This is a genomic window from Sphaerisporangium cinnabarinum (assembly GCF_055567015.1).
Genome location: NZ_JBVHRG010000003.1, coordinates 248,993 through 269,226, shown reverse-complemented (window position 1 = coordinate 269,226; position 20,234 = coordinate 248,993). Strand labels below are relative to the sequence as shown.

Sequence of the window (20,234 nt, the reverse complement as noted above, 5' to 3'; positions counted from 1 at the left end):
GCCCGTGTCGCCGCGCACGGGCCGCTGGTCGAGTGGACGCGGCCGCAGCATCGTAGCGACTCCGCCCCCACCACGCGTCGCTGGATCCACGCACGGCGAGGCCGAGGCGCCGAGCACGGGGTCCACGACCGGATCGCGGTGATCTCGGTCGCCCACCCCGTGCTCGGCGGTGGTTCACCTGGCCAGGGGCCGGGTCACCACGTTCACCACGTGCGGTGGGCGGACGACGACGCGCACGACGTCGCGCCCGGCCGTCGCCCGGGCGGCACCCGTCGTGGCGAGCGCGAGGTCGTGCAGCGTGCGCTCGTCGACGTCCGCGGGCACGCGCACCCGGTCACGGACCTTCCCGTCGACCTGGACGGCCGCCACGACCTCGTCGGCGACGAGCAGCGTCGGGTCGACGGCCGGCCAGGCCGCCTCGGCCACCGACGGCTCGCGCCCGAGGCGGCGCCACGCCTCCTCCGCCGTGTGCGGCGCGACGAGGCCCAGCAGCACGACGGCCGCCTCGACGGCCTCGCGCACGGCGGCGGCGTGCGCGCCGGCGTCCTCGTCGGACGCAGGCCCGGCGTCGGACGCGCGCCGCGCGGCGCTCACGAGCTCCATGACGCGGGCGACGACGACGTTGAACCGGCTCCGGTCGAGCAGGTCCTCCGCCTCGTGCACGGTCCGGTGCGTGACCCGGCGCAGCGCGTGCGCCCGCGAACCGGAAGCGACGGCGCCCAGCACCTCGGGGCCGGCCGCCCGCGGCCCGGTCACCGCGCCGACGGCGTCCGCGAGCCGCAGCACGCGCGCGCAGAACCGCCGCATCGCGCCCGCGTCGACGTCGGCCCAGTCGACGTCGTCCTCCGGCGGCCCGGCGAACACCAGGGCGAGGCGGACCGCGTCGGCGCCGTGCCGGTCGAGCTGCTCGCCGAGGTCGACGCCGTTCCCGAGCGACTTGCTCATGGCCCGCCCGCCGTTGCGCACCTGCCCCTGGTTCAGCAGGGTCGCGAAGGGCTCGACGACGTCCACCCAGCCCTCGTCGTGCAGGAACTTCGTGACGAACCGGCTGTACAGCAGGTGCAGGATCGCGTGCTCGACGCCGCCCACGTACTGCGCCGCGGGCATCCACCGCCGCGCGTCCTCGGGGCGTAACGGGACGTCGTCGGGCGGGCCGTCGTCGCCCGGCGAGCAGTACCGCAGGAAGTACCACGACGAGTCGACGAACGTGTCGAGCGTGTCCGGGTCGCGCTCGGCGTCGGCGCCGCACCGGGGGCACGGCACGTGCCGCCACGCCTCGGCGGCGGGCGAGGCCAGCGGCGAGCGACCTCGGGGGAGGAGGTCGTCGCCGGCCAGGTCGGGGAGCCGCACGGGCAGGTCCTCGTCCGGGACGGGCACGACGCCGCAGCCCGGGCAGTGCACGACCGGCACGGGGGCGCCCCAGTAGCGCTGCCGCGAGACCAGCCAGTCGCGCAGCCGGTACGACGTCGCGCGCTCGCCCGCGCCGTCGGCCTCCAGCCGGGCGATCGTCTCCTCCACGCCCGGCCACGTCTCGCCCGACCCCGTCGGCAGACCGTGGGCGGCGGCGAAGCGCGCGTCGCGGTCGTCGTGCGCGGGCACGCCCATGACCGCACCCGTCCCGTAGTGGGGCAGCACGTGGTCGGCGGCCCAGACCGGCAGCCGCTCGTCGCTGCCGGGACGACGGACCCAGGCGCCCAGGAACGTCCCGGCGCTCGGGCGCTGCGCGCTCGTCCGCTCGATCTCCCCGGACGCCAGCGCGGCCTCGCGGTGCCGGGCGAGCGCCTCCGCGTGCTCCGGTGTGCACAGTGCCGCCGCGAGCGGGCCGTCGGGCGCGACCGCGACGAACGTCGCGCCGGGCAGGGTGTCGGGGCGCGTCGTGAAGACCTCGACGTGGGCGGGCCGCGAGGCAGCCCCGGGCGCGGCGCTCGCGGGGGCGCGCGGGGCGTCGTCGGGCGCGACGGGGAAGCGCACGCGCGCACCGGCGCTGCGCCCGATCCAGTTCCGCTGCATCGTGAGCACGCGTGCGGGCCACGCGCCCTCGAGCGCGGCCATGTCGTCGAGCAGGCGGTCCGCGTACGCGGTGACCCGCACGAACCACTGCGTGAGCTCGCGCTGCCCGACGACGGCCCCGCACCGCTCGCACCGACCGCCCACGACCTGCTCGTTCGCGAGCACGGTCCGGTCGACCGGGCACCAGTTCACCGACGCCGTCGCGCGGTAGGCGAGGCCGCGCTCCAGCAGCCGCAGGAACAGCCACTGCGTCCAGCGGTAGTACTCCGGCCGGTGGGTCTCCAGGCGGCGCGACCAGTCGAACGACACCCCGTACCGGCGCGCGGTGGCGGCCTGCGTCGCGATGTTCGTCTCGGTGAAGACGGCGGGGTTCTCGCCGCGGCGGATCGCCGCGTTCTCGGCGGGCAGCCCGAACGAGTCCCAGCCGATCGGGTTGAGGACGTCGTACCCGCGCAGGCGCCAGTACCGCGCGACGACGTCCTCCAGCGCGAACACCTCGGCATGACCCATGTGCAGGTCGCCCGAGGGGTACGGAAACATCGTCAGCAGGTACCGGCGGGGGCGCGAGCCGTCGTCGCGCGCGCGGAACGTGCCGTGCTCGGCCCAGTACCGCTGCCAGCGGGCCTCGATCTCTCGCGACGACGCGCCGAGCATGCGGCTGTCGCCCGAGCTCGGCTCGACATGGTCGATACCCGCATGGTCGGCGGGGACGGTCGGGACAGACGGGTGTGGTGGGGGTGCGGCGTGCATCGGGAGGGCTCCTCGAGAGGTGGACTCGTCGTCGGGCACTCGCCGTGCGGCCCCTCGGGGACGCGCAGGCACCGCCGCGCTGAGCGTGCCCGCCCGGCGGGCTCAGCGCGGCCGGCGAAGGAGGAGCCTCAGGTGTCGCACCCGGCCATCGTCGCCCGGGCGCCGACGCGCGGTCAATACCGGGACGGCGCAGGACCGGGGCGGGGCCGGGTGTGGCGGACGTCGCGCACGCGGGCGCGCCACGGCCGATGCTGCCCCAGTAGGCTTGAGGCCATGGCATCCCACTACGACGTCGTCGTCCTCGGTGCAGGTCCCGGTGGTTACGTGGCCGCGATCCGTGCAGCCCAGCTGGGTCTGTCGGTCGCGGTCGTGGAGGAGAAGTACTGGGGTGGGGTGTGCCTCAACGTGGGCTGCATCCCGTCCAAGGCGCTCCTGCGCAACGCCGAGCTCGCGCACATCTTCCAGCACGACGCGAAGACCTTCGGCATCTCCGGAGAGGTCAGCTTCGACTTCGGCGCGGCGTTCGACCGCTCGCGCACCGTTGCGGAGGGGCGCGTCAAGGGCGTGCACTTCCTCATGAAGAAGAACAAGATCACCGAGTACGACGGCCGCGGCACGTTCCGCGACGCGCACACGCTCGACGTGAAGCTCGCCGACGGCTCGACCGACCAGGTGACGTTCGACAACGTCATCATCGCGACCGGCTCGAAGGTGCGCCTGCTCCCCGGCGTCGAGCTGTCCGAGAACGTCGTCACGTACGAGAAGCAGATCCTCACGCGCGACCTGCCCCGCTCCATCGCCATCGTCGGCGCGGGCGCGATCGGCATGGAGTTCGCCTACGTCCTCAAGAACTACGGCGTGGACGTGACGATCATCGAGTTCCTCGACCGCGCGCTGCCCAACGAGGACGCCGACGTGTCGAAGGAGATCGCCAAGCAGTACAAGAAGCTCGGCGTCAACCTGCTCACCTCGACCGCCGTCCAGACGGTGAAGGACAACGGCGCCGACGGCGTCACCGTCAGCTACAAGGGCGTCAAGGACGACAAGCCGGGCGAGCTCGTCGTCGACAAGGTCCTCATGGCCGTCGGCTTCGCGCCCAACGTCGAGGGCTTCGGCCTCGAGAACACCGGCGTCCAGCTCACCGAGCGCGGCGCCATCGCGATCGACGACGTCATGCGGACGAACGTCGAGCACATCTACGCCATCGGCGACGTCACCGCGAAGCTCATGCTCGCGCACGTCGCGGAGGCGCAGGGCGTCGTCGCGGCCGAGACCATCGGCGGCGCCGAGACGCTCACGCTCGGCGACTACCGCATGATGCCGCGCGCGACGTTCTGCCAGCCGCAGGTCGCGAGCTTCGGCCTCACCGAGCAGCAGGCGCGCGACGAGGGCTACCAGGTCAAGGTCGCGTCGTTCCCGTTCATGGCGAACGGCAAGGCGCACGGCCTCGGCGACCCGGTCGGCTTCGTCAAGCTCATCTCCGACGAGACCTACGGCGAGCTCCTCGGCGGCCACCTCATCGGCCCCGACGTCTCCGAGATGCTGCCCGAGCTCACGCTCGCTCAGAAGTGGGACCTCACGGTCAACGAGGTGGCGCGCAACGTGCACACCCACCCGACGCTGTCCGAGGCCGTCCAGGAGTCGATCCACGGCCTCGCGGGGCACATGATCAACTTCTGACCGGGCGGCCGCCCGGTCGGGCGGCTACCGGCGCCGAGGCCCGGACCTGCGCTCCGCAGGTCCGGGCCTTCGTGCGTCCCGCCGCAGGACGACGACGTGACCTGGTCGAGCCACGGGCGCACCGTGCGCGGCGAGGTGGTCGAGGAGATCACGGAGGACACGGAGGCAGCCGGTCGGACCGTCCGCGCGTCGGACGACGACCCGCAGTACCGCGTCCGGAGCGACGCGAGCGGCAAGGACGCCGTGCACAAGCCGTCCGCGCTCCGCGACGACTCCTGAGCGGCCGTCCGCCGTCCGCCGTCGCGGTGCTCCGCAGCCCGGGCGCCGGCCGTCCCGCAGGCGGCGCGCTGCGAGCGCGCGCGGACGCCCCCATGCTGGACGTTCCGCCGAACGACGACAGGGGAGTTGCCACATGTCCGACCAGACCACGCCGCAGGACCCCACGACGCAGGAGCCGCAGCCGGAGCAGCCCGCGGACCAGCTCCAGCCGCCGGGACGCACGGGCGACATGTCGCAGGAGCCGGACCACGGGGAGACCACCTACCGGGGGTCGGGCCGGCTCGACGGGAAGCGGGCGCTGATCACCGGCGGCGACTCGGGGATCGGCCGGGCGGTCGCGATCGCCTTCGCGCGCGAGGGCGCGGACGTCGCGATCTCGTACCTCCCGGAAGAGGAGGAGGACGCCCGCACGACGGCCCGGTGGATCGAGGACGCGGGCCGCACGGCCGTGCTGCTGCCGGGCGACATCCGCGACGAGGAGTTCTGCCGGCAGCTCGTCGCGGACGCCGTCGCGGGCCTCGGTGGGCTCGACGTGCTGGTGAACAACGCCGCGTACCAGATGGCGCAGGACGAGGGTCTGCGGGGGATCACGACCGAGCAGCTCGACCGGGTCCTCAAGACGAACGTCTACGCGCTGTTCTGGATCACGCAGGCGGCGCTCGACCACCTGCCCAGCGGCGGCGCGATCATCAACACGACCTCCGTCCAGGCGTTCGACCCGAGCCCTCCGCTGCTCGACTACGCCAGCACCAAGGCGGCGATCCTCAACTTCACCAAGGGGCTGGCGCAGCAGCTCGCGCCCGAGGGCATCCGCGTCAACGCCGTGGCGCCCGGGCCGATCTGGACGCCCCTCATCCCGGCGACGATGCCGGAGGAGAAGGTCGAGCAGTTCGGCGCCGACACGCCGCTCGGCCGCGCCGGGCAGCCCGCCGAGCTCGCGCCGGCGTACGTGTTCTTCGCCTCGCAGGAGTCGAGCTACATCACGGGCGACCGCATCGGCGTGACCGGCGGCCGGCTGCTCTGACGGCGCTCGTCCCCGGCGCGACCAGGCGGCGGCCACCCCACCCGGGTGCGCCGCCGTCGTCGTGCCCGGGAGAAGATGGTCCCGGGGGACACCGACCGAGAAGGAGACCCATGCCCGCGCCCACGACGCCCACCCGCGAGTTCGTCACCGGCCTGCCGAAGGCCGAGCTGCACCTGCACCTGGAGGGCACGCTCGAGCCCGACCTCAAGCTGCGCCTCGCGCAGCGCAACGGCATCGACATCGGCCAGTCGACGGTCGAGGAGGTGCGCGCGACGTACGCGTTCGACTCCCTGACGAGCTTCCTCGCCGTGTACTACCCGGCGATGGAGGTGCTGCAGACCGCGGACGACTTCTACGAGCTCGCCGACGCCTACCTCGCGCGCGCGGCGGCGGACGGCGTGAAGCACGCCGAGATGTTCTTCGACCCGCAGGCGCACACGTCGCGCGGCGTGCCGTTCGAGGCGGTCGTGACCGGGTACCACCGCGCGGCGGCCGAGGCGCCGAGCAAGCACGGCATCGACGCGCACCTCATCCTGTGCTTCCTGCGCGACCACTCCGCGCAGAGCGCGGCCGAGACGCTCGAGGCGTCGGTGCCGTTCCGCGACAAGATCCTGGGCGTCGGGCTCGACTCCGACGAGCGCGACAACCCGCCGCAGAAGTTCGCCGACGTGTTCGCGCGCGCCCGCGAGCTCGGGTACCGGCTGACGATGCACTGCGACATCGACCAGGTCGGCAGCATCGACAACATCCGGACCGTGCTCGACGAGATCGGCGTCGACCGCGTGGACCACGGCACGAACGTCGTGGAGGACCCGGCGCTCGTCGACGTCGTGCGCGAGCGCGGGCTGGGCCTCACCACCTGCCCGATCTCGAACTCGTTCGTGACCGACGACATGAAGGCGACCGAGATCGCGGGTCTGCTGCGCTCGGGCGTGCGCGTCACCGTGAACTCCGACGACCCGGCGTACTTCGGCGGTTACGTCGCGGAGAACTACGTGGCGCTCGCGGAGGCCGCGGGCCTCACGACGGAGGAGGTCGTGCAGCTCGCGAGGAACTCGTTCGAGGCGTCGTGGCTCGGCGACTCGCAGCGCGCGGCCTACCTCGCCGAGATCGACCGGTACGTCGCGGCCTTCGACGCGACCGCCGTCTGACCCGGCCTCCCATCCTGCCGGGGTAGAGCCCCGGTCCGCCGAGGTAGAGGCGTGGTCACGACCACGCCTCTACCTCGCGGGACCACGCCTCTACCTCGCGGGACCCGGGGTCTGACCCCGCGAGACCTCGCCTTCACCTCGCGGTTCTGGGCAGCAGTCCCGCGCGGACGTACCGGGGAGTAACGTGTCGGGGACGGCCGCCGCCGTCGGCTCGGCGGCGAGCACCCCCGCAGGGGGTGAATAATCTCCGGGTGTCGCACGTTGGCACGCACGGGACCCGCGCGCGCGGAACGGCCGTCCGCGGCCCCGCACGCGGGCCCCTGCCCCGCAGGGGCACCACGACCACCGGCTTGGCGAGAGGGCGACCAGAGCTCATGAAGGATGTGCTGTACGTCGACGGCGGGACCCCGCTGGACGGGACGATCACCGTGCGCGGCGCGAAGAACTTCGTGTCGAAGGCGATGGTGGCGTCGTTGCTGGGGGAGTCGCCGAGCGTGCTGCGCAACGTGCCGCAGATCCGCGACGTCGGCGTCGTGACGGGGCTGCTGGAGCTCCACGGCGTGACCGTGAAGTCCGACCCGGACGCGGGGATCCTCGACCTGGACCCGTCGAACGTCGAGTCGGCGCACGTCGCGGACATCGACGCGCACGCGGGCTCGAGCCGCATCCCCATCCTGTTCTGCGGCCCGCTGCTGCACCGTCTCGGTGAGGCGTTCATCCCCGACCTGGGTGGCTGCCGGATCGGCGACCGGCCGATCAACTACCACCTGGACATCCTGCGCCAGTTCGGCGCGGTGGTGGACAAGCGGGAGAACGGCATCCACATCCGCGCCCCGCGCCGCCTCCAGGGCACGAAGATCGCGCTGCCGTACCCGTCGGTGGGCGCGACCGAGCAGCTCCTGCTGACGGCCGTGCGCGCCGAGGGCATCACGGAGCTCGCGAACGCCGCGATCGAGCCCGAGATCATGGACCTCATCGCGGTGCTCCAGAAGATGGGCGCGATCATCTCGGTCGACACCGACCGCGTGATCCGCATCGAGGGCGTCGACCGCCTCGACGGCTACACGCACACCGCGCTCGGCGACCGCATCGAGGCGGCCTCGTGGGCGTCGGCCGCGCTGGCGACGGGCGGCGACATCACGGTCAAGGGCGCGACGCAGCCCGAGATGATGATGTTCCTCAACACGTTCCGGAAGGTCGGCGGCCGCTTCGACGTCCAGGACGACGGCATCCGGTTCTGGCACCCGGGCGGCGACCTGACGCCGATCGTGCTGGAGACCGACGTGCACCCGGGCTTCATGACGGACTGGCAGCAGCCGCTCGTCGTGGCGCTCACGCAGGCGAAGGGCCTGTCGATCGTGCACGAGACGGTCTACGAGAACCGCTTCGGCTTCACGGACGCGCTGCGCGGCATGGGCGCGACCATCCAGGTCTACAAGGAGTGCCTGGGCGGGCGCGACTGCCGGTTCGGGCAGCGCAACTTCCACCACTCCGCGGTCATCTCCGGCCCGACACCCCTCACCGCGGCCGACATCGAGGTGCCCGACCTGCGCGGCGGGTTCTCCCACCTCATCGCCGCGCTCGCCGCGAAGGGCACGTCGACCGTGCGCGGCATCAGCCTCATCGACCGCGGCTACGAGAACTTCCAGGACAAGCTGGTCGCGCTCGGCGCGGACGTCCGCCGGGACTGACGCCGCCACGGGTGCCCTGGGCACCCACGTCATGACGACTGTCACGGCCTCGCACGCGGTCCGCGTGCGAGGCTGGACGTCGTGATCACCCGACCGCGCACGTTCCTCGACGTGTGGAGCCGTCGGACCGGCCCCGAGCGGTTCGACTCCTACACCCGATGGTCGCTCTACTTCCTCTCGGGCACCGAGCCCTTCATCGCGCTCGCCCTCATCGGGAGCGACCGGACGTTCGAGCCGTCGGCGGCGCGGTTCTGGCTGGCGCTCGTCCTCGTGCACACGGTCGTCTGCATCCTCGCGCTGCGCGCCGGGATCGGGCACTTCCTCGGCGGACGCCGCGTCCACCCGGTGCTGCTCGCGTCCCTCGGGGTCCTCTCGCTCGCGGTCGCCGCGCTCGCCGTCGGCACCTTCCCCGTGGACGGTGCCGACGACGTCGCCGCGAGCGGTCGCTACTACGCGATGCTCCTGGGCCTCGGCTACGGGGTGCTGGCGCTCGTCCCCTTGCTCACCTTCCGGCGGGTCGCGCTCGTCGCGCTGGTCCTCGCCGTCGTCACCGGGTGCTCCGTGTGGATGGGCACCGGGCCCGTGACCGCGAGGACGGCGGGCATGGCGGTGGGCCTCGGCCTCTCGGTCCTGGTCATGCTGCTCGGCGTCTTCGGCTCGTACCGCGCCTCGGTCTGGATGCTCGGCGTCGTGTGGGAGCAGGAGCGCACGCGCGTGCTCCACGCGCGCCTCGCCGTCGCCGAGGAGCGGCTGCGGTTCTCGCGCGACCTGCACGACGTCTTCGGGCGCACCCTGTCCGTGGTCGCCGTGAAGAGCGAGCTCGCCGCGGAGCTCGCGGCCCGCGGCCGTCCCGGCGCGGAGGAGCAGATGCTCGAGGTCCGCCGCATCGCGCAGGACGCGCTGCGCGAGGTGCGCGCCGTCGTCGCGGGCTACCGCACGGCCGACCTCGGCGCCGAGCTGGCCGGCGCGCGCTCCGTCCTGCGGTCCGCCGGGATCGAGACGACCGTGCACGGTGACGAGACCCCCGTCGGCGAGGACGCGCAGGAGGCCCTCGCGTGGGCGGTCCGGGAGGCCGTGACGAACGTCGTGCGGCACTCGACCGCGCGCACGTGCGTCATCACCGTCCATCGCGACGGCGCGTGGAGCGTCGTGGAGGTCGTCAACGACGGCGTCCCCACGACGCCGCGCACCGGCGGCGGCTCGGGCCTCGTCGGGCTCCGCGAACGGCTGGAGGGCGCCGGCGGTCGCCTCGAGACGTGGGTCGACGACGGCCGCTTCGGGCTCGTGGCCCGCGTGCCCGACGCCACCCGGCCCCACCGCTCGTCCCCGTCCCCGCTCCCCGAGAGGACCACCCCCGCGTGATCCGCATCCTCCTCGCCGACGACGAGAACCTCATCCGCGACGCCGTCGCGTCGCTCCTCGCGCTCGAGGACGACCTCGAGATCGTGGCGCAGGCGGCGTCCGGCCCCGAGGCCGTCGCCGCCGCGCTCAAGCTCCGGCCCGACGTCGCCGTGCTCGACCTCCAGATGCCGGGGCTCGACGGCGTCGAGGTCGCGCAGCGGCTCGCCGGCGAGCTGCCGTCGTGCGGCGTCGTCATCGTCACGAGCCACGGCCGCCCGGGCTACCTCAAGCGCGCGCTCGAGGCGGGGGCGCGGGGGTTCCTGCCGAAGACCGTCTCGGCGCGCGTCCTCGCGGACGTCGTGCGCCAGGTGCGCGACGGCGGCCGGTACGTGGACCCGGAGCTCGCCGCGGAGGCGATCGCCGCGGGCGCGAGCCCGCTCACGCCGCGCGAGGCCGACGTGCTCGAGCTCGCCGCCGACGGCGCCCCCGTCGAGGAGATCGCGACGCGCGCCCACCTCGCGCCCGGCACGGTGCGCAACTACCTCTCGTCCGCGGCGGCCAAGCTGGGTGCCGCGAACCGGCACGAGGCCGCGCACGCGGCGCGGCGGCACGGCTGGATCTGAGGCCGGGCTCCGCCCGGTAGGCTCGGTGACCGTGCCGAGCCAGCCCCAGACCCCGCGCGCGTACAAGACCCTGGCGTTCCTGCTGCGCCCGATCCTGTTCGCGATCACCCGACGCGACTGGCGGGGTGCCGAGAACCTGCCCGACGGCGGGTTCATCGCCGCGGCGAACCACGTCACCGAGGTCGACCCGGTGACGCTCGCCCACTTCCTCTACGACCAGGGCCGCGCCCCCAAGATCACGGCGAAGGCCTCGCTCTGGAAGGTGCCCGTGCTCGGCGGCCTCCTCACCCGCACCGGGATGATCCCCGTGCACCGCGGGACCGCGGGCGCCGCGCAGTCGCTCGTGGACTCCACCGCGCGGCTCGACGAGGGCGAGTGCGTCGTGTTCTTCCCCGAGGGCACGCTCACGCGCGACCCGGACGGCTGGCCCATGGTCGGCAAGACGGGCGTCGCGCGCCTCGCGCTCGCGAGCCGGGCGCCCGTCGTCCCCATCGCCCAGTGGGGCGCGCACCGGCTCCTGGCGCCCTACGGCAAGGTGTTCAAGCCGATCCCGCCCAAGCAGGTCGCGGTCCACGCCGGGCCGCCCGTCGACCTCTCCGACCTCTACGACCGCCCGCAGGACACCGCGACGCTGCGCGAGGCGACCGAGCGCATCATGGCCGCGATCACGAGCCAGCTCGAGGAGATCCGCGGGGAGCAGGCGCCCGCCGAGCGGTTCGACCTGCGCCGTCGGCCCGGGACGGAGGACCGCGCGTGAGCGCCGAGCGCATCGTCGCCGCCGTCCTCGGGTCCGGCAGCTGGGGCACCACGTTCGCCGCCGTGCTGGCCGACGCCGGGTGCGAGGTGCGGCTCTGGGGCCGTGACGCCGAGGTCGCCGAGCAGGTGAACTCCTCGCGCCGCAACGAGAAGCGGCTGCCGGGCATCGACCTCCCGGAGGGGATCCGGGCCACGACCGACGCCGCGGGGGCCCTCGCGGGCGCCGGGCTCGTCGTCGTCGCCGTGCCCTCGCAGGTCGCGCGCGAGACGCTCACGGAGCTCCGCCCGCACGTGGCGCCCGACGCCGTCGCGGTCTCGCTCATGAAGGGCGTCGAGCTGAGCACCGACCGGCGCATGAGCGAGGTCGTCGCGGAGTCGCTCGGTCTGCCGCCCGAGCGCGTCGCCGTCGTCTCGGGGCCGAACCTCGCGCGGGAGATCGCGCACCGGCAGCCGACCGCGACCGTCGTGTCGTGCGTCGACGACGACGTGGCCCGCTACGTGGCACGCGCGTGCTCGTCGTCGTACTTCCGCCCGTACACCAACCGGGACGTGGTCGGCGTCGAGCTGTGCGGCGCGGTGAAGAACGTCATCGCGCTCGCCGTCGGCATCGCCCAGGGCCGCGGGTTCGGCTACAACACGACGGCCACCGTCATCACCCGCGGCCTCGTCGAGATCACGCGCCTCGGGCTCGCGCTCGGTGCCGACGCCGAGACGTTCCCCGGTCTCGCCGGCATGGGCGACCTCGTCGCGACGTGCTCGTCGCCGCTCTCGCGCAACCACACGCTCGGCAAGCACATCGGCCAGGGCCTGAGCCTCGACGACTCGATCGCCGCGACCGGCGGCACGGCGGAGGGCGTGAAGTCGTGCCGCTCGGTGCTCGAGCTCGCGCGCAAGGTCGGCGTCGAGATGCCCATCACGGCGGGCGTCGTCGCGGTGCTGCACGAGGGCATGCCCGTCGACGAGATGGCGCGCGGCCTGCTGTCCCGGCCGCAGAAGGCCGAGGGCGTCGCGGCAGAGCGCTGAGGCCCTCGGTCTTCTGCGGCGGGCCGTCAGCCGTCGTCGCGGACGTCGACGACGACGCGGGCCGGGTCCTCGAGCGAGAACACCCGGAACGGGCGCCGCTCGTCGTCGACCCCGACGAAGGCCTGCGTGTACCCCTCGAACACGCCGCGCAGCAGCACCTCCTCGACCTCGCCGTCGTCCCCCGCCCGGACGGGGTTCGGACCGGCGTACTCCTCGACCCCGGTGTCCATGGGGTACCCCGAGCCGGAGATCATGACCTGCAGGTACGCGTCGCCGTCGACGGCGACGACGTCGCCCTTGCCGTCGTCGACCGGCTGGTCGACGTACTCGACCCGCCACCCGGGCGTGCCCGTGCCGCCGAGCTCGAACACCACACGGTCGAACCCGTCGTGGTGGCCGACGCGGACGTCCGTCACCGTGAGCGCCGCGTCCGCGGACGGGTCCTGCGTGTCCGGGTCGGTGTTGGCGGGGAACGGCAGCGGCGCCTCGGTCGCGTCGTCCGACGGCGTCGACGTGCCGTCGGTCGGCTCGGTACCGGGCTCCGGGGTGGTCGGGGAGTCGGTGGGGGTGGGGGACGCGCTCGTCGCGGTGCTCGACGGCGAGGGGGACTCGTCCGTCCCGCCGGGGCTGCACGCGGCGAGGGCGAGGACGAGCAGCCCGGTGGCGATCGCCACCGGGCCTCCGGGCACCGCGCCGCCCGTCGTTCGTACCTGCCGCGTCCGCACCGCTCGTCGTGTCGTCATGCCGTCGATCCTAGAAAGCCCAGGTCACGCGCGCGCGGCGGCTGGGCCACGGTCCGACGACGGTCGTGTCACGGCGCGGTCTCGCACGCCCTGCACCCTGTCCCGGCGACGTCCCCGCCGCTACCCTCGGGGGACGTCGCAGGGGATCGGTGGTGCGTTGCTCGCGGTCGCGCTCACGGGACTGGTCGTGGTGGGGATCGTGCGCTACATGTCCGGGGCGGAGGCGCGTGCCCGGCGCTCCGAGGGAACGGGTGAGAGCGCGTCGTCCGGCATGTTCGGCGAGATCGTCCAGCCGAACCGCACGCACCTCACCGAGGAGAAGGAACGTCAGCGGCTCGACGTCGTGCAGGCGTTCGCGGAGTACCTGAGCTCCGGGCCGCCTGCTCCGGGGCCGACGACGATGACGGCCGAGCAGGCCGCGGAGCGGCTGCGTGCCTTCCGGGCGGGCGAGGTCCGTCCTCGGTCCCGCCCGTCCGGGCACGGGGCGCTCTCGCACGGCGCGCGGTTGCGGACGCTCCGCACGAGGCTGCGCGCCGTCGACAGCACCGCGACCGGGCCGGACTCGTGGTGGAGCGGCCCCGTCGAACAGGCGGAGGACGACCTGCTCTGAGGCAGCGTCGGAGCGTGCGGGTGCGAAGCCGGGTGCGCGTGTCCGACTGCTCGCCGATCGAGCGCCGCCGCGCGCGTCGGCGTCAGTCGGCCGCGCCGCGCAGCGCCCGGTCCAGGTCGCGCCAGAGGTCCTCGACGTCCTCGACGCCGACCGAGAGCCGCAGCAGGTCCTCCGGGACCGTGCGCGACTCGGTCGCGAACCGGCGCCGGCGCTCGAGGCTCGACTCGACGCCGCCGAGGCTCGTCGCGGGCACCCACAGCCGGACCGCCGCGACGACGGCGTCCGCGCCCGCCGCGCCGCCTCGCGGGCGGACGCCGAGGATCGAGCCGTACCCGGTCATGAGGCGCGTCGCGCGCTCGTGGCCCGGGTCGTCCGGCAGGCTCGGGTGCCGCACCTCGACGACGTCCGGGTGCTCGGCGAGCCGGCGCGCGAGCTCCGCCGCGTTCTGCTGGGAGCGCTCGACGCGCAGGGCGAGCGTGCGCAGGCCGCGCAGCGCGAGCCACACCTCGAACGGCCCGGGGATCGAGCCGTGGAGCGTGCGGTAGGCACGCAGCGTCGCCGTGAGCTCCGGGGTGCGCGCGACGGCCGCCCCGAGCACGACGTCGGAGTGCCCGGCGAGGTACTTCGTCACCGAGTGCACGACGACGTCCGCGCCGTGCGCAAGGGGTTGCTGGCCCAGCGGCGTCGCGAACGTGTTGTCGACGGCGGACAGCACCCCGCGCTCGCGCGCCGCCGCGAGGAGGGCGGGCAGGTCGGCGACCTCGAGCATGGGGTTCGTCGGGGACTCGACGAGGAGGAGCGACGCGCCGTCGAGGGCCGCGACGACCTGGTCGGTGTCGGCGACGTCGACGCGCACGACCTCGACTCCGGCCCGGGCCGCGAGGTCGTCCGCGAAGCCCAGCGACACCTGGTAGGCGTGCCGCGGGAGCACGACCTTCCCGCCCGCAGACACGGACGAGAACACCGCGGCGATCGCCGCCATCCCGGAGCCGAACACCACGCCCGGGTGCTCCGCGCCCTCGAGCGCGGCGAGCGCCTCCTCGAAGGGGTGCCACGTCTCGGTGTCCATGCGGGTGTACAGGAGCTCGCCCGGCTGCTGGAACCCCTGCGACACGTACGTCGAGGACAGCACGATCGGGGGGTTCACGGGCGCGCCCTGCGACCGCTCGGGGCGCCCTGCGGCGACGGCGACGGTCGCGGGGGACAGGGCGTCGGGCACGTGCGGGTCGGTCATGGCGGCAGCGTACGCCCGGCCGTGCGACGAGTGCCCCGGGCGACCGCCACCCGACCGCGCGACCAGGCGATCACGGTCGACCGAGCAGGCCGTCCTGGCTCGTCCTGCGGCCGGGACGAGCCAGGACCACCTGCTCGGCGTCGGGCGGGGTGGTCAGGGGAGGGGGCCGAGGAGCGACTGGGCGACGGTCGAGTGGGCGGACTCGTCGTCGGACGGGTGGAAGATCCCGGCGAGGACGTCGCGGTAGAGGCGGCCGAGCTCGTTGCCGGCGAAGTAGCTGGAGCCGCCCGCGACCCGCACCATCTGGTCGACGACGGTCTTCGCCGTCTCCGTCGCGCGCACCTTGAGCCCCGCGGTCGCGCGGAACCAGCCCGCGCCACGGTCGACGAGGGCGTCGAGCTCGGCCGCGACGGTGTCGATCTGCGGCCAGACGGCGTCGAGCGCGAGCGCGGCGTCCGCGAGGCGCCAGCGGACGTCCGGGTCCTCGGAGAGCGGCGCGCCGTCGTTCTTCATCGACGTCCGACGGCGGGCCGCAGCGACGCCGAGCTCGAGCGCGCGCTCCGCGATGCCCGTGTACACCGACGCGAGCAGCGTCTCGAACGTCGTGAAGATCCCGACGACGAGGGGGTCCAGCGTCGGGCCCGGCGGGAGGCGCCGGACGACCCGCTCGGCGGGGGCGAACGCGCCGTCGAGCACCGTGGAGCGCGACTGCGACGCGCGCATGCCCATCGTGTCCCAGTCGTCGAGCACCTGGACCCCGGCGTCGCGCGGGACGAACGCGTGCACCAGGCGCGGGGCGTCGGCCGACAGGGTGTCGAGACCCAGCACGCCGAGCCGCGTCCACGCGGGCGAGTTCGACGTGAAGATCTTGCGGCCGTGGAACGTGTACCCGCCCCGCTCGTCGGGACGGGCCTCGGTGCGCGAGCCCAGCAGCACGAGGTCGTTGCCGCCCTCGGAGTAGCCGAAGCCGAAGACCTCGCCGCGGCCGGCCTCCTCGAGCAGCCAGTCGAGCGACGCGTCGCCGCGCTCGTGGAGGTAGCGCGCGACGCCCGTCCACACGTGGTGCATGTTCACGGCGAGCGCCGTCGCGGGGGCTGCGCCCGCGAGCCGCGCCTGCTCGTGCGCCACCTCGCGCAGGGTGAGGCCCGCGCCGCCGAACGACTCCGGCACGAGCGCGCGCAGGTACCCGGCCTCGGTGAGCGCGGCGAGGTCCTCGGTGAAGAACGCGTTGTCGCGGTCGTAGCCCGCGGCCCGGCCGCGGATCTGCTCCAGCAGGTCGTCGGAGAGCAGCGTGCGCGGTGCGGGGAACGGGGCGGGGGACGGGACGGGCGTGGGCATGGCCTGCCTTCGGTCTCGGGACGGACGGTGGAGGGTGGACGGCGAGGGGCCCCGGCGACGTGCGTCGCCGGGGCCCCTCCACCGTACGGCGGCCGGTAGCCGGCCGTCAGCCCACGAGGACGGGCACCGGGTCCTCCGGGTGGGGGAGGATGCGGCGCAGGACGTCGGCGAGCGTCACGACGCCGACGAACCGCTCGCCGTCCATGACGACCGCGAGCTGCTCGCTCGACTCGCGCATGCGCGCGAGCGCGGCGTGCACCGTGGTGCCGGACTCCAGGACGAACCCGGGGCGCGCGAGCTCCTTGGCGGGCCGGTCGTCCGGCTCGAGGAGCGTGTCGCGCACGTGCACGACCTTCGGGACCACGCTCCCGTTCTGGACGAGGATGCGCAGGTGGCCCGAGCGGGCCGACGCGCGTCGCACGTCGGCCGCGGTCGCGTCGGCGGGCACCGACGTCGGCCGGCTCCCGGTCGGGACGAGCGCGTCGACCGTGAGGGTCTCGAGCTCGATCACGCCCGAGATCTGCACGCGGTACGACGCCTCGAGCGCACCGACGTTCGCCGAGTGCTCGACGAGGTGCCGCAGGGTCGCGGCGTCCTGCCCGCCCACCTCGACGTTCTCCACCGGCTCGACCCCCACGGCCCGCACGCAGCGGTTCGCGAGCTCGTTGAGCCAGCGCAGCAGCGGGCGGAACGCCCACATGAACCCGCGCATCGGCAGCGCGAGGAGCGTGGCCGACCGCTCGGGGTGGGCGATGGCCCACGACTTCGGGGCCATCTCGCCGATGACGAGGTGCAGGAACGTGACCACGACGAGCGCGAGCACGAAGCCCGCGACGTCGGCGGCCCACAGGGGCGCCCCCCACGTCTCGAAGACGGGTGTGAGCCAGTGGTGGACGGCGGGCTTGGTGATGGCACCGAGCGCGAGCGTGCACGCGGTGATGCCGAGCTGGGCGCCGGCCATGAGGAGCGTGAGCTCGTTCGAGCTGCGCAGCGCGGCGCGCGCGGCGCGGCTCGTGGGCGCGGCGTCCTCGAGGCGGTGCCTCTTGGCGCCGAGGAGCGCGAACTCCACGGCGACGAAGAACGCGCTGAGCGCGATGATCGCGACGGTCGCCGTGACGACGACCCAGGGGTTGCTCATCGGGTCTCCTCCGCTGCGTCCGTCGGGCGGGCAGCCTCGCGTGCGGTCGCGTGCACGACCACGTCGACGGGGACGTCGCCGCGCCGCTCGACGAGCCGCACGCGCACGAGGCGCGGCACGTGCCGCTCGACCGACAGGACGTCGACGAGGAGCGCGCGGTGCACGGGCTCGTCGTGCACGAGGTCGGCCGGGTCGTCGGGGAGCGGCACCTCGATCTGGTCGCCCGCGCGCGGCAGGGCGCCGTGCTGGGCGATGAGGAGGCCGGAGACGGTCTCGTGGTCGCCGCGGGGCAGGTCGTGCCCGAGGGCGCGCTCCGCCTCGTCGACGTGGACGTCGCCGCCCATGACCCACACGCCGTCCTCCTCGGCCGTGACCGTGGCGGGCTGCTCGGGGTCGTGCTCGTCGGTGATCTCCCCGACGAGCTCCTCGGCGAGGTCCTCGACCGTGAGCACGCCGGTGAAGCCGCCGTACTCGTCGATGACGCACGCGAGCTGGTTGCGCGTGGAGTTGAGCTGCGCGAGGGCGTCCGGGAGGGTCATGGCCGTCGGCAGCACCACGGCCTGGCGCATGAGCGCCGTGACGGGTGCGTCCGCGGGCAGGTCGGTCGCGAGGACGTCGGCGAGCTGGACGACGCCGAGCGGCTGGTCCGTGTCGTCGACCACCGGGTACCGCGTGTGGGCCCGGGCCATGAGCTCGCGCACCTCGGCGACGGTCGCCTCGGGCCGGACGGTGCCCACGCGCGAGCGCGGGATCATCGCGTGCTCGACGTCGCGCTGCGGGAAGTCCAGCACGCGGTCGAGGAGCACGGACAGCTCGTCGGGCAGGTCCCCGCTCTCGCGCGAGTCGGCCACGATGTGCTCGAGGTCGCGCGCGGTCGCGGTGTTGTCGACGTCGTGGACGGGCTCGATCTTGAGCATCCGCAGCAGCGCGTTGGACGCCTTGTCGAACACCGCGATGAGCCAGCCGAACACCGTGAGGTACGCCGACGTCGAGCGCGCCAGGCCCTTCGCGAGCGGCTCGGGCCGCGCGATGGCGAGGTTCTTGGGGAACAGCTCGCCGAAGAGCATCTGGATGATCGTCGACAGCACGAGCGCCAGGACGGTGCCCACCGCGACGCCGACACCCGTCGGGACGCCGACGCCACCGAGCATGGTGCCGAGCGACTGCCCGATGAGGGGCTCGGCCACGTAGCCGACGAGCAGGCCCGTCACCGTGATGCCGAGCTGCGCGCCGGACAGGACGAAGGAGGTGCGCCGGGTCACGGCGAGCGCGCGCCGGGCCGACTCGTCGCCGGCCTCCGCCTTGGCCCCCAGCCGGGAGCGGTCGACGGTCATGTAGGCGAACTCCTGCGCGACGAAGTAGGCCGTCGCCGCCGTGATCGCGAGGACCACGAGGAGCCCGAGGAGGAGGGAGAGGAAGGTCGTCATCGTGCCCGCACCGCCCTTCGGTCGTCGGGGACGCGTGGGTGCGTCCGCTCGCTGCCGGGGCCGGTGCGGCCGGGACTATGGTCGGGGTCGTCGGCCGCGGGGGCCTCGAGAGTCGTGTCTTCCACGGCACTCCCAACGCCGGAGCCTCCCGGATCGTTCCCGGGATCTCGCACCGGTGCGCGTCCGCGCGCGAGCAGGCGTCCGGTAGGGTCGTCGGCGATGTCCAGCCAGATCCCCGACCGGTCCGTGCCGTCCACCGACGAGCACCCCACCGGCGCCCCCCGCAAGCCCCGCGTCCTCGTGCTGTTCGGCGGGCGCTCGGGCGAGCACGCCATCTCCGCCGCGACCGCCGCGGGCGTCCTGCGCGCCATCGACCGGTCGCGCTACGACGTCGTCCCGGTCGGGATCACGCCGTCGGGCGAGTGGGTCCTCGCGGCCGACGAGCCCGCGCGCTGGGAGATCACCGCGGGCCGGCTGCCGCAGGTCGAGCCGACGGGCGAGGAGGTCCTCCTCCCGCTGTCGACCGGTCGTCGGGACCTGCGCGTGCTCGCGCCGGGCGAGGTGCCGCGCGTGCTGGGCGAGGTCGACGTCGTCTTCCCGCTCCTGCACGGGCCCTACGGCGAGGACGGCACCCTCCAGGGCATGCTCGAGCTCGCGGACGTGCGCTACGTGGGCGCCGGCGTGCTCGCGTCGGCGGTCGGCATGGACAAGCACTTCATGAAGCTCGTGCTCGCGGGCGAGGGCCTGCCGATCGCGCCGTACACCGTCGTCAAGCCGGGGGCGTTCGAGCGCGACCCGGAGGCCGTGACGCAGGCCGTGGCCGCGCTCGGCCTGCCCGTCTTCGTCAAGCCCGCGCGCGCCGGGTCGAGCCTCGGCATCTCCAAGGTCGACGACCTCGCCGACCTTCCCGCGGCGATCGCCGCCGCGCAGGAGCACGACCCGAAGGTCGTCGTCGAGGCCGGCGTCGTCGGCCGAGAGATCGAGTGCGCCGTCCTCGGCGGACGCGGGGGCGGGCGGCCCCGGGCGTCCCTGCCGGGGGAGATCGTCGTCACGGGCGAGCAGCACGACTTCTACGACTTCGAGGCCAAGTACCTCGACGAGGCCGGGGTCGAGCTGTCGTGCCCCGCAGACCTGCCGGAGCACCTCGTCGAGCGCGTGCGCGAGATCGCGGTCCGCACGTTCGAGGCGGTCGGCGCGGAGGGCCTCTCGCGCGTCGACGTGTTCGTCACGCCCGACGAGCAGGTCGTCGTCAACGAGATCAACACCATGCCCGGCTTCACGCCGTTCTCGATGTACCCCCGCATGTGGGAGAAGTCGGGGCTCAGCTACCCCGACCTCATCGACGAGCTCGTCGCCCTCGCGCTCGAGCGGCCCACCGGCCTGCGCTGAGCGCACCGGCGACGGGCCGGAGGCCCG

General features: G+C 74.1%; 17 protein-coding genes. 11 read left to right on the top strand and 6 right to left on the bottom strand.

Translation table 11 applies throughout. The features are described from left to right. Window positions 1-174: 174 nt before the first annotated feature. Window positions 175-2,664, bottom strand: coding sequence for a class I tRNA ligase family protein (locus tag ACZ4MO_RS06820; RefSeq protein ID WP_175008446.1), 2,490 nt, complete (start codon window positions 2,662-2,664; stop codon window positions 175-177). A gap of 369 nt (window positions 2,665-3,033) precedes the next feature. On the opposite strand from ACZ4MO_RS06820, the gene lpdA reads away from it, so the two are divergent. The 9 genes from lpdA to ACZ4MO_RS06775 all read left to right on the top strand — a co-directional run bounded on the left by lpdA (window position 3,034) and on the right by ACZ4MO_RS06775 (window position 12,328). Beyond that, entirely contained in the window at window positions 3,034-4,440 is a 1,407-nt protein-coding gene (gene lpdA / locus ACZ4MO_RS06815; protein WP_074809824.1) for a dihydrolipoyl dehydrogenase, read from the top strand. A 96-nt stretch (window positions 4,441-4,536) separates the two neighbouring features. Further along, on the top strand, window positions 4,537-4,719 hold the full coding sequence (locus ACZ4MO_RS06810; RefSeq protein ID WP_175008284.1) for an HVA1 family protein: 183 nt from the start codon (window positions 4,537-4,539) through the stop codon (window positions 4,717-4,719). 229 nt (window positions 4,720-4,948) lie between these two features. Then, window positions 4,949-5,743 carry an SDR family oxidoreductase gene (locus ACZ4MO_RS06805; RefSeq protein ID WP_228485428.1) on the top strand — a complete coding sequence of 265 codons (795 nt, stop codon included), beginning with the start codon at window positions 4,949-4,951 and terminating at the stop codon, window positions 5,741-5,743. 110 nt (window positions 5,744-5,853) lie between these two features. Then, on the top strand, window positions 5,854-6,894 hold the full coding sequence (locus ACZ4MO_RS06800; RefSeq protein WP_074809821.1) for an adenosine deaminase: 1,041 nt from the start codon (window positions 5,854-5,856) through the stop codon (window positions 6,892-6,894). A 374-nt stretch (window positions 6,895-7,268) separates the two neighbouring features. Beyond that, the gene (gene murA, locus ACZ4MO_RS06795) at window positions 7,269-8,585 is read left to right on the top strand and encodes a UDP-N-acetylglucosamine 1-carboxyvinyltransferase (RefSeq protein ID WP_175008285.1); all 1,317 of its coding nucleotides are present in this window, start codon (window positions 7,269-7,271) and stop codon (window positions 8,583-8,585) included. Between the two features lie 81 nt (window positions 8,586-8,666). Then, complete coding sequence (locus ACZ4MO_RS06790) at window positions 8,667-9,947, top strand: histidine kinase (protein WP_175008286.1); 1,281 nt, start codon at window positions 8,667-8,669, stop codon at window positions 9,945-9,947. Then, a complete protein-coding gene (locus tag ACZ4MO_RS06785) occupies window positions 9,944-10,549 on the top strand; it encodes a response regulator transcription factor (RefSeq protein ID WP_043654878.1) in 606 nt (201 codons plus the stop codon). The genes ACZ4MO_RS06790 and ACZ4MO_RS06785 overlap by 4 nt, the downstream gene beginning before the upstream one ends. Before the next feature lie 31 nt (window positions 10,550-10,580). After that, window positions 10,581-11,306 carry a 1-acyl-sn-glycerol-3-phosphate acyltransferase gene (locus ACZ4MO_RS06780; protein ID WP_175008287.1) on the top strand — a complete coding sequence of 242 codons (726 nt, stop codon included), beginning with the start codon at window positions 10,581-10,583 and terminating at the stop codon, window positions 11,304-11,306. Continuing rightward, window positions 11,303-12,328 (top strand): NAD(P)H-dependent glycerol-3-phosphate dehydrogenase, encoded by a 1,026-nt coding sequence (locus ACZ4MO_RS06775; RefSeq protein WP_255437068.1) that lies wholly within the window; start codon window positions 11,303-11,305, stop codon window positions 12,326-12,328. The genes ACZ4MO_RS06780 and ACZ4MO_RS06775 overlap by 4 nt, the downstream gene beginning before the upstream one ends. Before the next feature lie 26 nt (window positions 12,329-12,354). Here ACZ4MO_RS06775 and ACZ4MO_RS06770 read toward each other — a convergent pair whose 3' ends face one another. Continuing rightward, entirely contained in the window at window positions 12,355-13,071 is a 717-nt protein-coding gene (locus tag ACZ4MO_RS06770; protein ID WP_255437069.1) for an AMIN-like domain-containing (lipo)protein, read from the bottom strand. Window positions 13,072-13,228: 157 nt separating this feature from the next. Here ACZ4MO_RS06770 and ACZ4MO_RS06765 point away from each other — a divergent pair, with 157 nt between their 5' ends. After that, window positions 13,229-13,681, top strand: coding sequence for a hypothetical protein (locus ACZ4MO_RS06765; RefSeq protein ID WP_175008288.1), 453 nt, complete (start codon window positions 13,229-13,231; stop codon window positions 13,679-13,681). 82 nt (window positions 13,682-13,763) lie between these two features. Here the strand turns inward: ACZ4MO_RS06765 and ACZ4MO_RS06760 are convergent, their stop codons facing one another. The 4 genes from ACZ4MO_RS06760 to ACZ4MO_RS06745 all read right to left on the bottom strand — a co-directional run bounded on the left by ACZ4MO_RS06760 (window position 13,764) and on the right by ACZ4MO_RS06745 (window position 18,818). Next, complete coding sequence (locus ACZ4MO_RS06760) at window positions 13,764-14,915, bottom strand: aminotransferase class I/II-fold pyridoxal phosphate-dependent enzyme (protein ID WP_175008289.1); 1,152 nt, start codon at window positions 14,913-14,915, stop codon at window positions 13,764-13,766. 153 nt (window positions 14,916-15,068) lie between these two features. Further along, window positions 15,069-16,253 (bottom strand): acyl-CoA dehydrogenase family protein, encoded by a 1,185-nt coding sequence (locus ACZ4MO_RS06755; RefSeq protein WP_175008290.1) that lies wholly within the window; start codon window positions 16,251-16,253, stop codon window positions 15,069-15,071. A gap of 106 nt (window positions 16,254-16,359) precedes the next feature. Further along, the gene (locus ACZ4MO_RS06750) at window positions 16,360-17,391 is read right to left on the bottom strand and encodes a CNNM domain-containing protein (protein ID WP_175008291.1); all 1,032 of its coding nucleotides are present in this window, start codon (window positions 17,389-17,391) and stop codon (window positions 16,360-16,362) included. Next, window positions 17,388-18,818: a CNNM domain-containing protein gene (locus tag ACZ4MO_RS06745; protein WP_175008292.1), complete on the bottom strand. Its 1,431-nt coding sequence runs from the start codon at window positions 18,816-18,818 to the stop codon at window positions 17,388-17,390. The genes ACZ4MO_RS06750 and ACZ4MO_RS06745 overlap by 4 nt, the downstream gene beginning before the upstream one ends. A 219-nt stretch (window positions 18,819-19,037) precedes the next feature. Here ACZ4MO_RS06745 and ACZ4MO_RS06740 point away from each other — a divergent pair, with 219 nt between their 5' ends. Continuing rightward, a complete protein-coding gene (locus ACZ4MO_RS06740; protein ID WP_175008293.1) occupies window positions 19,038-20,207 on the top strand; it encodes a D-alanine--D-alanine ligase in 1,170 nt (389 codons plus the stop codon). Window positions 20,208-20,234 lie beyond the last annotated feature (27 nt).

Bases quoted from the DNA above. Each gene is read 5' to 3' on its own strand.
- ACZ4MO_RS06820 (WP_175008446.1), bottom strand. From the start codon at position 2,664: ATGCTCGGCGCGTCGTCGCGAGAGATCGAGGCCCGCTGGCAGCGGTAC.
- ACZ4MO_RS06770 (WP_255437069.1), bottom strand. From the start codon at position 13,071: ATGACGACACGACGAGCGGTGCGGACGCGGCAGGTACGAACGACGGGC.
- ACZ4MO_RS06805 (WP_228485428.1), top strand. From the start codon at position 4,949: ATGTCGCAGGAGCCGGACCACGGGGAGACCACCTACCGGGGGTCGGGC.
- ACZ4MO_RS06740 (WP_175008293.1), top strand. From the start codon at position 19,038: ATGTCCAGCCAGATCCCCGACCGGTCCGTGCCGTCCACCGACGAGCAC.
- lpdA (WP_074809824.1), top strand. From the start codon at position 3,034: ATGGCATCCCACTACGACGTCGTCGTCCTCGGTGCAGGTCCCGGTGGT.
- murA (WP_175008285.1), top strand. From the start codon at position 7,269: ATGAAGGATGTGCTGTACGTCGACGGCGGGACCCCGCTGGACGGGACG.
- ACZ4MO_RS06750 (WP_175008291.1), bottom strand. From the start codon at position 17,391: ATGAGCAACCCCTGGGTCGTCGTCACGGCGACCGTCGCGATCATCGCG.
- ACZ4MO_RS06755 (WP_175008290.1), bottom strand. From the start codon at position 16,253: ATGCCCACGCCCGTCCCGTCCCCCGCCCCGTTCCCCGCACCGCGCACG.
- ACZ4MO_RS06760 (WP_175008289.1), bottom strand. From the start codon at position 14,915: ATGACCGACCCGCACGTGCCCGACGCCCTGTCCCCCGCGACCGTCGCC.
- ACZ4MO_RS06745 (WP_175008292.1), bottom strand. From the start codon at position 18,818: ATGACGACCTTCCTCTCCCTCCTCCTCGGGCTCCTCGTGGTCCTCGCG.
- ACZ4MO_RS06800 (WP_074809821.1), top strand. From the start codon at position 5,854: ATGCCCGCGCCCACGACGCCCACCCGCGAGTTCGTCACCGGCCTGCCG.